The organism is Lactiplantibacillus nangangensis, assembly GCF_005405065.1.
In the GTDB taxonomy this organism is placed as follows: domain Bacteria; phylum Bacillota; class Bacilli; order Lactobacillales; family Lactobacillaceae; genus Lactiplantibacillus; species Lactiplantibacillus nangangensis.
The window spans coordinates 67,970-82,296 of record NZ_BJDI01000005.1; the positions used below are offsets into that span (position 1 = coordinate 67,970).

The 14,327-nt window shown below is 45.7% G+C and carries 8 protein-coding genes; all 8 read left to right on the plus strand.

Annotation, left to right across the window (positions count from 1 at the left end; all coding sequences use genetic code 11):
• The first annotated feature begins 33 nt into the window (after window positions 1-33).
• Entirely contained in the window at window positions 34-5,193 is a 5,160-nt protein-coding gene (locus FFM70_RS06215; protein WP_171002312.1) for a mucin-binding protein, read from the plus strand.
• Between the two features lie 174 nt (window positions 5,194-5,367).
• Window positions 5,368-6,252 carry an ROK family protein gene (locus tag FFM70_RS06220; protein WP_137615981.1) on the plus strand — a complete coding sequence of 295 codons (885 nt, stop codon included), beginning with the start codon at window positions 5,368-5,370 and terminating at the stop codon, window positions 6,250-6,252.
• Window positions 6,253-6,455: 203 nt separating this feature from the next.
• On the plus strand, window positions 6,456-6,896 hold the full coding sequence (locus FFM70_RS06225) for a helix-turn-helix domain-containing protein (RefSeq protein ID WP_137615982.1): 441 nt from the start codon (window positions 6,456-6,458) through the stop codon (window positions 6,894-6,896).
• Between the two features lie 14 nt (window positions 6,897-6,910).
• Entirely contained in the window at window positions 6,911-7,261 is a 351-nt protein-coding gene (locus FFM70_RS06230; protein WP_137615983.1) for a DUF2200 domain-containing protein, read from the plus strand.
• Between the two features lie 338 nt (window positions 7,262-7,599).
• On the plus strand, window positions 7,600-8,670 hold the full coding sequence (gene rsgA, locus FFM70_RS06235; RefSeq protein ID WP_137615984.1) for a ribosome small subunit-dependent GTPase A: 1,071 nt from the start codon (window positions 7,600-7,602) through the stop codon (window positions 8,668-8,670).
• Between the two features lie 149 nt (window positions 8,671-8,819).
• Window positions 8,820-9,299: a PTS sugar transporter subunit IIA gene (locus tag FFM70_RS06240; protein WP_137615985.1), complete on the plus strand. Its 480-nt coding sequence runs from the start codon at window positions 8,820-8,822 to the stop codon at window positions 9,297-9,299.
• A gap of 384 nt (window positions 9,300-9,683) precedes the next feature.
• Entirely contained in the window at window positions 9,684-12,575 is a 2,892-nt protein-coding gene (locus tag FFM70_RS06245) for a collagen-binding domain-containing protein (protein WP_223877448.1), read from the plus strand.
• A gap of 884 nt (window positions 12,576-13,459) precedes the next feature.
• On the plus strand, window positions 13,460-14,327 hold an 868-nt coding region (locus tag FFM70_RS14115; RefSeq protein ID WP_223877449.1), incomplete at its 3' end, for a KxYKxGKxW signal peptide domain-containing protein.

Consider the following 14,327-nt stretch of genomic DNA (forward strand, 5'->3'; position numbering starts at 1 on the left):
ATTTGAATGAATAAAAAAGAGGAGATCGGTGTTATGCGTACGAATCGGGACGCTAAGTTACATTATAAGATGTACAAGCATGGTAAGCTATGGCTGCTTGCAGGAATAACTTTGTTAGCAGTTCAGGGGCAACAACTATTGGCACAGGCGGACACTGAGGCGAAACCAGTAGCTAAAGCACCAATTGTTGAAGATATGCCATTGCCAAAACCAGAAAAGCAAGTGGTTATCCAGCCTAAAAAGACTAGTTCAAGTTCAAATGTGACGAGGGCTAGTTCGAACGCAAGCCCTTCGGTAAGCCAGTCTAGTTCGGCGTTAAGTGCAGCCAGTTCGAGTGTTTCGACAAGTGCGGCTAGTTCGTCAATTTCAGCGACGAGTCAACCGGCCAGTTCACACGATCAGTTTTTGGCCAAAAAAGACTCGCGATCTTCCGAAGTCCAAAAGTCGACTTCTAAATCGGCAATAAGTGAAACAGCTGTTACCAAGGTAAAGCAGTCGTCAGCCGTGACCTCTGTTGAAATTGATCATAATCAGTACAATACTGCAATAGGTGGTAAAACAACTAAAAAACCAATCATAACGCCGGCTAAACAACCAGAAACGACTGGGAGACAAGCAACAGACCAATCTAAGTCATCAGACGCTGCTCAGGTTGCAATCGCGCCAGTAACAGTTGGTTCCGTTGATAACGTTGGTGCCACAGCCCCTAATGTAGCAGTCTCTAGTCAAGCGCCGGCAGGGGTAAGTCTGAAGCCAGTCATTAAGCCAAAAGATAGTCCCACGCCAGCTGAATTACAGCGGTCCAACGAATTGACACCGCAAGCAATGGTGCGAGATATTGCGCCAAAATCAACTGGGACGTTGGGTGATGTTAGTTGGAATTTCGATGAAGGGACGGGGGCGCTGAGTGTTGGAGGCGGGAATCTGCCTTACTCAACCAGCGCCATTCCAATTGACTTAACTGCCGTTAAAACGATGGCGATTACCGATAAATTAAAATTAGCATCAGCGCCTGGTGAAATTTTCAAGGATATGCCGAATGTCACGAGTATTAGTGGACTGGAAAATTTGGATACGAGTGCGGTAACCGATATGTCGTTTATGTTTGCTAATGATCCTTCTCTTAAGAGCTTGGATTTATCTGGTTTCGATACGCACAACGTTACCGGTCTATTTGGGACATTTGTGAATGATGCCGCTTTAGAAAGTTTGATTGTCACTGGTCCTAATTGGGATACGAGTAAGGTTACGACCATGTACAATACCTTTTATAAATTGAAAAGTTTGAAGGAGTTGGATCTATCTGGTTGGCAAACCCAAAATGTGACGTCCTTTACGATGATGTTTAAGGGTGATAGTAGTTTGACGCAATTAAATGTGGCTAGCTTTAATACCGAAAGTGCAACTGATCTGTCTGGTATGTTTGACGGTGTAAGTGCCGTACAATCATTGGATGTGAGTGGCTTTCGAACGGATAAAGTTACCAACATGCAATATTTGTTTAACGATGTCCAACAGGTGCAGCAACTGGATTTATCTAAATGGGACACGAGTCAAGTAGCCACAATGTTTGGGATGTTTCTGAACATGGCCAACTTAAGCGATCTTGATCTCAGCGACAGTTTCAATACTCAAAATGTGACGAATATGGGTGCGATGTTTGCGGGTGACAAATCATTAAAAGCCTTAGATTTGAGTCACTTTGATACAACTAAGGTGACGACAATGGATAATCTGTTGACTGGTACAAGCAGTTTAACAGCCATTGATGTCAGCCACTTTGATACAAGCCACACCAACTCAATGGCTTCAATGTTTGCCTCTATGTCAAATTTGACTAGTTTGGATCTTAGTCACTTTGATACTAGCCAAGTGACAAGTATGACTAACATGTTTTCAGGAATGGCTAATTTGACTACTCTTGATTTGAGCCGCTTTGACACGAGTCGCGTCACGGATATGTCATCGATGTTTAATAGTATGGATAAGCTACAATCGCTGGATTTAAGCCATTTTGATACCTCAAATGTCACTAACATGGCGTTCATGATTAGTGCTGACGCAGCCCTGACAGCCTTGGATTTGAGTTCTTTCTCGACGAAAGCGGAAACGACTCAAGTCAATCTGTTACTCAATTTACCAAAATTACGTGTTTTAGTTCTTGGTAAAGGGATGACCAACTTAACTGATACCAGCTTATCTGACCCAGTTACGCGTGGTCATTGGCAAAATGTGGGAACTGGCACAATTGCTGATCCAACTGGTCAATACGATTACGATTCAGTAGGGCTAGTTGCCAATTTCGATGGGCCAACGATGGGTGACACCTATGTTTGGATCTTACGGCTAACACCTCAAACGGAAAAGCGCGTTTATCAACGGACGATTGCGTACCAGGATGCAGAAAACCACGCCGACTTAGTAACGCCAATCATACAGACAGTTGCGTACCAACGCGTGGCACTGATTGATCAATATACTGGCGATCTGTTGGGCTATGATACGACCGGTGACGGTCAAGTTGATACCACGGATGCTGATGCGGCCTGGTTTTTGAATGGCACCAGTGCCACACTTGCGGCCGTAACGAGTCCGGATTTCACAATTAACGGTTATCAGGGGCCATCACAGGCGAAAGTTGCCGCAAAAGTGTTATCCGCGGCCGATATCACGGACGGTACCGTGGAACCAATTGTGATCACCTATGCGCACGCCACTGCACCAATACTCAATTATCGAGCGATTCAGCGCACCATTAATTTTGTGGATGCGGAAACCCAAGCCGATATTCAAGACGGGCCAATCAGTCAAATCGTGCAACAGGCGCAAACGGCAATTATCGATCAGGTCACGGGCCAAGTTCTTGGCTATGACACGACTGGTGACGGCCAGATTGATACGCAGGACGCCAACGCTGCCTGGGTCGTTATCGGTGACAATACATTGGCAGCCGTCACGAGCCCAGATTATCGTCATTTGGGTTACTTAAGTCCTAGTCAGGCTGGGGTGGCAGCAATCGTGATTGACGGCACTTATACTGGCGTATTGACGATTCCGGTCGTCATCACTTATGCGCACGCCACTAAAGCACAAGTGAGTCAACGGACGTTGCAACGAACCATCAACTACTTAGACGCTGAGTCTGGCGAAGGGTTGCAACCAGCTATTAATCAAGAAGTGAGCTACGCGCAGACGGCACTCGTGGATCAGGTGACCGGCAACGTGCTCGGCTATGATACGACCGGCGATGGTCAAGTTGATACGGCGGATGGGGACTCCGCTTGGGTTGTGTCACCAGCGGGGGATATTTTAGCTGCCGTTGTCAGTCCGGACTTTGGCAAGCTAGGTTATCAAGCACCGGTACCAGCGATGGTGGCCGAAAAAACCATCGATGCGCAAGCGGCTGCCGGTGATGATATTTTAGTCACAGTCCATTATGCGCACCGGACGCGGTCTGATTGCCAAGTGAAAACAGTCACTCGGACGATTCATTATTTGGATGCCGAGTCTAAGGCCGCACTCAAGTCGCCAGTAGTCCAAACGGTTAGTCATCAACGACAAGCAATCATTGATTTAGTCACGGGTCAGTTGCTCGGTTACGATTTGACCGGTGATGGCGTGGCCGATACGACGGATGGCGATAGCGCGTGGACACCAGTGTCGACAACCGTTTTACCAACGGTGGCGAGTCCTGATTTCAGTGCGCAGGGCTATTTGCCAGCATCACAGTTGGTGGTTCCAAGTCAAACGATTACTAGCGATTACGCTGGCGAGCCCAATCTAATTCTGACAGTGACTTATGCGCATGATACGCGGACGGCAGCTGAACAACGGCAAATCAAGCGGACTATTACGTATGTTGACCGGCAAACGCATGGCACAGTTGCACCGGCAGTCGCGCAAAGTGTTGCTCAAACGCGGACTAGCGTGTTTGATACGGTCACGGGGCAACTGTTAGGTTATGATTTGACGGGTGACGGTATGGTCGACACCCAAGACGCCACGCACGCTTGGTTGGTAGCTGGTTCTGAGTCCTTGGCGGCGGTGACGAGTCCTGATTTGACTAGCCATGGTTACACGACGGCTTCAATCGCGCAGGTTGCGTCACAAGTGATTGGAAGTGACTATGCGGGGGCGTTGCTGATCCCAGTTGAAGTTCATTACGGTCATGCCACTAAAACGGCCCAGCAAACGCGGCACTTGCAGCGGACGGTTCACTATTTGGATGCAGAAACCTCGGCTGTGCTGGTTCAACCCAATGTGCAAACTGTCAGCTATCACCTAACTGAGGTAGTGGATGCAGTTAATGGACAGGTACTCGGTTATGATACGACCGGTGATGGTCAAGTTGATTCGCAAGATGCTGCGACAGCTTGGCGTGTGGCTGGCTCGGACACCTTTACGGCCGTAACGAGTCCAGACCTGCAACAATTAGGTTATCGCGCACCATCAGTCGCTAAAGTGACCGCACAAGCAGTCAGTGCAGCGGATGCTGCTGGTCAGGATATCGTCTTGAACGTCACTTACGCACATCAGTTAGGGACGACCACGAACGTCAAGACCGTTGTTCGGACCATTCGGTATTTGGCCAAAGACAGCCATCAAGTTTTGGCTGCGCCGGTCGTCCAACGGGTCAGCTATTTGCGGACGGGGATTGTTGATCAGGTGACCCAAGCATTGTTGGGTTATGATACGACTGGTGATGGCAAAGTAGATACCACGGATGCTGCTAAAGCTTGGGTCGTGGGTGGTCAGGGTAATCAAACGTTGGCTGCGGTCACGAGTCCAAATTTAACGAAGTTGGGCTATGAGCGGCCAAGTTTGGCAGTCGTCGCGGCTAAGTTTATTTCGGCAGATTATGCGGGGAACTTTGACCTTGAGGTACCAGTTTATTATCAATTGGCTGCCACGGTGCCGAGCGAACCAGATACAGAGACGCCTGACGTGGTTGATCCAGAGGAGCCAGATGTGATTAATCCTGATCAACCAAATGTGGGTCAACCAGATTTACCTGGGATAAATTTAATCACGGAAAATCAGCAACGACCGGGGAATCTTAAACCAGTCAGTGTGCCAGCAGCCTTACCACAAACCAGTGAGCAACCTAGTTTGTTGAGCACAGTTGCTGGGTTCTTATTGCTTGGTTTGTTGGGATTCGAAGCAGTTCAGACTAAACGTAAGCAACAGCATTAAAGGTTAACTAAATTGGCGGTGTCAGTGGGTTTCGACTGGCGCCGTCTTTATTTTTGATTAAATGTATAGTCTTTTGTTGAAAAGCGCTGAAAAGTAGGTCGAATTAATGCTACAATTCTAATTAAAGAAAGCGGTATCAATTCGATGCTGTAACGAAACAATGGAGGAATGATCATGAAATCATTAGGACTAGTTGATATCGGTGGGACGACCATCAAGTTTGCTGTTTGGGATGGGGAGAACTTGCAACATCATCATGCAATCGCAACACCAAAAACGCGGGCAGACTTTTTTGAGTTGTTGACGGCTGAAGTCAATCAGATGAAAACGCAGGTGCCAATTGTCGGTGTCGGCATCAGTTCACCCGGGGCAGTAGATAAGAAGACCGGTGTCGTTGGTGGCGCAAGTGCAATTCCATATATTCATAATTTTGAGATTCAAAAAGAACTATCAGAAAAATTTGGGCTGCCAGTTAGCATGGAAAATGATGCCAACTGCGCCGCTTTAGCTGAACTTGCGAGTGGTGCCGGAGCGGGTGCCGACAGTTTGGCCTTCTTAGTCGTTGGCACAGGCGTTGGTGGCTCGTTGATTTTTAACCATCGGATTTGGCATGGCGCGCATTTATTCGGTGGTGAATTTGGATTCATGATGGCAACTGCCAAGAATACGGTGAGTGAAGTCGGCACCGTACCGAATGCATTGCGTCGCTATCAAGCAGCTAATCCAGAGGCTGAATCAATCGATGGCAAGCAGTTGTTCGAATTGGCCGCGGCAGGTGATGCGGCTGCAAGTAAAGAAGTCCAAACCATCTATCGGACCTTAGCAACGACCATTTACAATTTACAGTATAGTTTTGATCCAGAAAAGATTGTGATTGGCGGTGGCGTTTCAAATAATCCAGCCTTGATTCCAGGTATCGAAGCTGAAATTGCGAAGATCCGTAAACAAGTCCCAATTGCGTCAATCAAGCCGGAAGTCGTGCCCTGTGTTTACACGGATGAGGCTAATTTGCGTGGCGCTGCGGTTGATTTTGAGCAGACTTATCCGGAGATTGGGTAAAAGGTCGTTGTGAGAGTATCTGTGTAAGCAGGTACTCTTTTTTGAAGACTTAGTGTTTTCTACGAGAAACAGCTTGTGGTATGATTTCGCTGTAGTCAGCTTCAGAATCGACCGATTGGGCTTGTTGTTTGGATCTCGATTCATCCGGCCGAGTACCCATTACGATTCATAGTTAAGTGAACTCAGCCTGTGGAGGTCATGTAATGAAAAAACAAGTTAAAACTTTTTACAATATTGAGAAAGATAAAAAGGAACTCTACACCAAGGTTGTCAAAAGTGAAAAGATTAGTGTTCGAGAAATCCATGATCTAGAAGTGACTAATGTTTATTGGCGTAGTCCGGACGGCGAGTTATGGTTAAATCCGGATAACCCGATGGAAAACTCAAAAAATAGTTTTAGCGTCTATCGACAGCGAAAGGGCTATTTACAACCTGAAGAAATCAGAGCTGTGCGTGAAAAGACTGGCATTTCATTGAATAAATTTGCTGAATTGATTGGCATAGGAAAATCCTCGTTGTCGCTGATTGAAAATAATTTGAGAGTTCAGAGCAAGGAGCAGGATAGCTTATTCAAGCTGATTAAGGCAGAAGTGGAACGAACGGAAAATCTTGAATCGTTAACTTTTCATCATGTTTCGTCATAAAAGGAGGTTACACCATGCCCAATTCCCGTATCGCCAAAATGCCAGTCGCCAAGGTCTATCCGCTGTATGTTACTAAGGTTGAAAAGAAAGGCCGGACTCAAGCCGAAGTCGACGAGGTGATCACTTGGCTAACGGGCTACAGTGAGGCTGGCTTACAACAGGCATTAACCGAAAATCGCGACTTTGAAACGTTTTTCGCACAGGCACCGCAACTGAATCCGCATGCTAAGCAAATTACTGGGATGATTTGTGGGTATCGGGTTGAAGACATCGCGGATCCGCTGATGCAACAGATTCGTTACCTGGACAAGCTAGTTGATGAACTGGCTAAAGGAAAGCCCATGGCTAAAATTTTACGAACTTAATTAGCAATCGCCAAGCACTGACCCGACAAATAATTGTCAATTAGTGCTTGGCGATTTTTTTGTTGCGAAAATAACCCAAGTTGACAATTTAACAGTTTGCGTGGTAACTTTTAGATATTAAATCTTAGAGGAGTCGCCTATGTCGGCCAGAAATTAACCATCTCATTTTAGGGTGCCAAAAGTGCTGAATTCTTTCAGCTCTGTTTGGTGTACCCAAATGCTGGTTAGACGGTCGACTAGGTCAAACACCTAGTTCGTTTAGCGTCCAGCAAAGTTCTGGACGCTTTTTTTCGTCAGCCGGTAAGCAAGTAACCGATTTACGAAAGGATTTAATAAAATTGACAATTAATTTAATTGATTATGGTTTAACCACAGCTTTAAATACTCAGGCAGCGGTCTTTGAAGGGCTAGTTTTAGGTCGTGTGACAGCGCAGCATCGTAATTTATACCAGGTCGTCACGACCGCTGGTGACTGCCAAGCGACAGTTGCTGGCAAGTTTTCTTATGAAAAGATGGCCGCCACTGATTTTCCAGCCGTGGGCGATTGGGTCATGCTAACGCCATCGACAGACACCGCCGTGATCCAACACTTATTGCCACGCCAAAGTGTTTTAGCGCGTGAGGCGGTCGGTAATTCGTCGGCTGGACAAGTGATTGCGGCCAATATTGATACGATCTTCATTTGCATGTCATTGAATGCTAACTTCAACGTGCGACGGATTGAGCGCTATTTAACGATGGCTTGGGATAGTCAGGCGATGCCGGTGATCGTTTTGACGAAGGCCGATTTGTGCGATGACTTACCTGAAAAATTATCAGCCTTATCAGCCGTGAGTTTTGGCGTGGATGTGGTTACCTGTTCAGCCAAAACGGGCGTGGGTTATGAGGATGTTGCAAAATATGTCACGGCCGGCAAAACGGTGGCCTTCATTGGGTCGTCGGGTGTCGGTAAGTCTACGTTGATCAATCACCTGTTAGGGCGTGAGTTGTTGGCGACTAAGACGATTCGTGCCGATGATGACAAAGGCCGGCACGCTACGACCAGTCGCCAATTGTTGCGCGTGCCACAAGGGGGTATGGTTATCGATACTCCCGGCATGCGGGAACTACAATTATATACTGGTGATCTGGACCGCACATTTGCGGATATTGCAGCCCTAGCCATGCAGTGCAAGTTTCGCGACTGTACGCATACGAGTGAACCTGGTTGTGCTGTTCAAGCAGCGTTGAAGTCTGGCACGCTTAGCCAAGATCGGTTGGCGAGCTATCAAAAATTACAGCGTGAAATGGCCTACGATGGGCTGACCAGCCGGCAACGTGAGACTGAAAAAGTTAATCGATTGTTTGGCGGTAAAAATGAAATGAAACAAGTTATTCGGCAAGCGAAAGCAAAGCAGCGACGCCGTTAAATAGGAAGGTCCCTCGAAGATTCGAACTTCGGGGGGCTTTTTAGATTGTCCATGATGACTAGGCTGAAATTAATGCTTGACTTGAAACGCGTCCCACAGATTATCCTTTAGGTGTTGAAAGCAACAGCCAATCAAAGGGGGCAATTCTCATGGGATTATTTAATCAGCGGAAAAAGTTAACGTTAGTGGCACCAACGAATGGTCAGCTCATGGCTTTAAAGGATGTTTCAGATGTCGTTTATGCTCGTGGCCCATACGGCATCGGTTTTGCGGTTGAACCAACTAGTAATCAAGTCGTTAGTCCAATCGCTGGGACGATTTCAAGTTACTTTCCAACTAAGCATGCAATTGGCATCCAAGCTGATAAATTGGAAGTTCTAATCCATATGGGAATTGACACGGTTGAGTTAAATGGCAATCCGTTTCAGACGCTAGTCAAAGTTGGCGATCAAGTCGAAGTCGGGACACCATTATCGATCATGGATTTGGCCGCGATTCGTAAAGCTGGCAAAGCGACAACGACCATGGTGGTTGTGATTAATGCCAAGGATCAGGTGAAACGGTTGCGAGTACCGGCGACAGGCAAAGTTACGGTCGGTGAAGAATTGGGGAAAGTCGTTGAAGTTTGACAAAACCCTTGACCGGGAACGCGTTTCATCAGTTATAATCGATTTTGTTCGTTAGAGCCAGTTAATAATCGCTTTTGACGAATCCTAGAATAATTTATTGCCGATGGACACGACCATCGGCTTTTTGTGGTGCAATGAAATACAGTTAAAACCAATTTTCGGTGTAAGTATTAGTTCAATTGAATGTATAAGCAGATTGTGGTCGTCCTATACAATTAGTAAAAGACTTTTACAGTTGGTATAACAACGTTTTAAACGATGAATTTAATTGTGCATAGGTATAAATAAATTCGTTTTCAATATTGAATGTTGACATAAAAAGCGTGAAAATAGAGTTGAAATAAGAAAGTTTCAAGGGATAATTGATTGTTTTAGGGGGATATTATGGAAAGTAAACGGACGCATTTTAAAATGTATAAAATTGGTCGTCGCTGGGCCTTCGCATGTGCTGTTGTGTTAACGTTAGGCGGTTCAACCGTGGTCGCAAATGCGGCAACGGCAACCACTAAGGCTGATCAGACCAGTTCAAGCGAAACCACGACGGCAGGAGACCAGCTCAATAATAAGCAGCAGGTTTTGAAACAGTCTTCATCGACCAGTGATGATAGTTCTGTTCAGACATCATCGACCAGTGCAGCAAAAGTTAGTTCAACAACCGAACAAGCCAACACCACGGCAACTAGTAAAGCTAGTTCGACGGTGACGACTAATTCATCATCTGAACAAAGTACTAAGACGTCGGTTAAGGGTCAAGCTGATTCATTAGGCGTTGAACAATCCAGTTCTGATGGGGATGCGACATCGTCATCGAAAGTCAACTCAGTTTCAGCTACTGAACAGAAACAAGCTAGTTCAAGTCAACCAGTCTCAGCAGATCAAAAGAGTCAGGCTGATCAATCAAGTGATATTAAAGATAACAACAGCAACCGAGCAAGTAGCATCAAAGACAGCAAGCAAACTGCTGTGCCGCAAACGAGTCAGACTACTCGTTTGCAATTAGCTCGTACAGCGGTGACACCAGTTGCCACAGCTAATGATGCTGTCAAAGATGGCGGCACGGCCGAGGAAGACTTTGCAGATTTGCATAACTTACTTGGGATTTCGTCACAGTTCCACATTTTTGCCCGTGAAGCTGAACTCAATGCGCATACGAATGGGAACTTAGCAGTCGGCACATTATCCGGTAAAGTTAACTTTGGGACGAACATTATTGAAGAACTATTGGATAAAGATATTTCGTATATTCAAAATGTGGCGACAATCGCGAATAGTTCGTTTGTTTCGGCTGGGAATACGCGGGTTAACAAGGTTATCTTTGGTCAAAATGTTGATATCGATATCAGCAATCCTAATCGGCCGAAAGTCGACGGGGTGGATATTGACCACTTGTTAGCTGAAGAAGTCTATCAGGATAAGGATGGTAAAGTTTATCTTGATTTTGATCAGGAATTTGCCAAGCTGGAAAAATTAAATGCTAGTTTAAGCGAACAAACTCCAGTAACCAGCTACACGAACAGCGATTTTGAAGATATGAATAACCGTGTGATCGATGTGACTGATTTGAAGCCCGATAAAGATGGCCATATTGTGATTAATTTATCCGCAGATGTTTTGGCCGGCAGTACACCACTCACGGTTAAGGGATTATCCGCCGACAAAGATGGAAATACGGTTATCTTTAATGTTGATACTGATGGTGCCGAGGACTATCGGATTAATTCACAAATCAGAGTGGTTTATGATGATGGCAGTGATCGGAACAATAAGGAAACCGAAGATTTTGGGGATAACCATTTACTCTGGAACTTTTTTGATTCAACTGCTAGCGACAAATTAATGACTGGCACGATTAATGTGGATCGGCCATTTCAAGGTAGCGTTTTGGCCCCAGCCGCTGAAGTGAAAGCTAATCAAAACTTAGACGGTAATATTATTGCTGACAAAGTCGTTGTTAATGCTGAAACCCACCGTTGGGATTTACAAGACAATGTTGACAACGAGACTGATCCAGAGAACCCAGAAAATCCAGAGAACCCAGACCAACCCGGTACAGATACACCGGGGAAACCAGGTATCGATGTAGATATGCCCGGGACAGATAAGCCAGGGAAACCAGGCATTGACGTGGACATGCCCGGGACAGATACGCCAGGGAAACCAGGTATTGACGTGGATATGCCTGGAACAGATAAACCAGGAAAGCCTGGTATCGACGTGGACATGCCCGGGACAGATACGCCAGGTAAGCCAGGAATTGACGTGGACATGCCCGGGACGGATAAACCAGGAAAGCCTGGTATCGACGTGGACATGCCCGGGACAGATAAACCCGGCAAGCCAGGTATCGATGTAGATATGCCTGGAACAGATAAACCAGGAAAGCCTGGTATCGACGTGGACATGCCTGGAACAGATACGCCAGGGAAACCAGGAATTGACGTAGACATGCCTGGAACAGATACGCCAGGGAAACCAGGAATTGACGTGGATATGCCTGGGACAGATACGCCAGGAAAGCCAGGTATCGATGTGGATATGCCCGGTACAGATACACCAGGAAAGCCTGGTATCGATGTAGACATGCCCGGGACAGATAAACCAGGGAAACCAGGTATTGATGTGGATATGCCAGGAACAGACAAACCCGTTACGCCAGATATTAATGTTGAATTACCAGAATATGACAAACCTGTTCATCCAAGTATTGATGTTGAAATGCCTTCCTTTGAAGACGAAGAAGAAACTGATGAGGAAGATAACAATGTCGAACAACCAGATGTTGACGAATCTGAAGAGGAGTTGACTGAGGAAGAACAGGAAGAACAGGAAGAACAGGAAGAACAGGAAGAACAGGAAGAACAGGAAGAACAGGAAGAACAGGAAGAACTTGCTGACGAACAATCAGAAACTGAGGAAACAGCTGAAGAACAAGCAATTGAAGAACAAGCTGAATTTGAGGAAGAAGCCGAATTGGAAACTGAATTTGATGCTATTCTGACGGAACCTGCTGCTAAACAAGTGACAGATGAAAGCACCATTTTAATGGAAATCGACGAAGAGATTGCTACGGCACAAGCTGAAGGTAATACCGCGGTAGTCAAGAAATTGACGGCCTTGAAAGCGCGCGTTGAAGCGGCGTTGAAAGTTGCAAAGGGTGAAAGTTTACCACAAACAGACGAGCAATCTGGGTCATTAACGGCCTTGCTAGGATTAGTTATGGCTGGAAGCTTGACTTTAGGTGGACTTGGAATGCGTCGTCGAAAGCATCAGAATTAAATTAAAACGTAAAAATGAGATTGGACTTAATTGCCCAATCTCATTTTTTCCCCAAATAAAATTGACTCCTTGACCCCATTGTACTTAAACGATAGTCGTTATTAAAAAGTATCGATTACAATGTATTTACTTTACGAGTATCAGTATAATATATAATTTTACGGCGTCGCAAGCATTACTAAGGTGATTGACTGAATTATCACTTGAAAACTAAAAGTAGTTTGACCGTTAAACTTATCAAATCAGTTTAGCAAGAGGAGGCTTACTAAAGTATCCGAATAATCTAATTAACTATCTAGTTTATTAAAATAAACATAATAGGCACTAAGCGCGTTTAATTGGGATTTTTAAATTGTTTTAATTATGACAACTAATTAAGTAGGACGACCTTTAGAACGGATCATGACGATTCGACTATAAAAATATTGATAGGTCACTACTAATATTAAGTAAAGTTGACTAACAGAAAGCCAAACTAGTGGTCTGAACTTTAATGGCTTTTCGGGGCAGTCAATTGGTGCAAGCATAAACTCATGTTAAACCTAAGATGCAATTTCAGATTGCGAGTTTAAGAGGGGAGTCATGGTTAAAGTCATTTAGACAATTTTAAAAGTGCAGAATTTAGCCAGAACGACGAGTTACAATGGCAGACTTTCTGGAAGGTTGGGACATATCTTGGGTGGATTAAAGTTGCCGTCAAGTAACTAAAGAAAGCTACTTGGCGGCATTTTTGGAGAATATAGGAGCCATTTTCAGGTGGCTGATTGGTAGTCAGGAACATTTTTGATAAAAAGTAATTAGAAATTATTTCATGGAAATTTTACGGTAAAAAAGGAGTGTTTGGGATGCGTTTTAAACAATTACAGCGATCCGAAACGGTTCGGATGCATTATCGACTATATAAAGCTGGTAAACAGTGGTGCACGGCATTAGTTGTCTTAGTGGGTACAAGCGCACTGGGGGCAGCATTAGTGGTTAAGCCAGTGACTGCTAAAGCTGCCGATACTACAACAACCACGGTTGTTAGCCCGACGAGTAGCGGTTCAATGACTGGATCAGCAGCCTTACCGACTAGTTCGACCACAACTTCGGCAGTTGAGTCGACTAGTACGAGTTCATCCTCGACATCGATGGCAAGTTCGGCAAGCTCAACAACACCAACAAGTTCTGTATCAACTTCTGAAGCAACTTCGGTAGTTGCACCGACGACGACTACAACGAGCACGAGCTCAATGCCAACAAGTACAGCTTCGACGGCTAGTGAAACAACCTCGGCTGCAACGAGTACGAGTTCAATGCCAGCAAGCACGGCTTCTGTAGCTAGTGAAGCAACTTCAGCTGCAACGAGTACGAATTCAATGCCGGCAAGTACAGCTTCGACGGCTAGTGAAGCAACTTCGACAGCAACGAGTACGAGTTCAACGTCGGCCAGCACGGCTTCAACAGCCAGTGAAGCAACTTCAGCAGCAACGAGCACGAGCTCAACGTCAGCCAGCACCGCTTCGACACCTAGTGTAACAACCTCGGCTGCAACGAGTACGAGTTCAATGCCAGCCAGCACCGCTTCAGCAGCTAGTGAAGTAACTTCAGTAGCAACGAGTGCGAGTTCAATGCCAGCAAGTACAGTTTCGACAACCAGTGAAGCACCTTCAACGGCAACGAGTACGAGTTCAATGCCAGCCAGCACCGCTTCAGCAGCTAGTGAAGTAACTTCAGTAGCAACGAGTGCGAGTTCAATGCCAGCAAGTACAG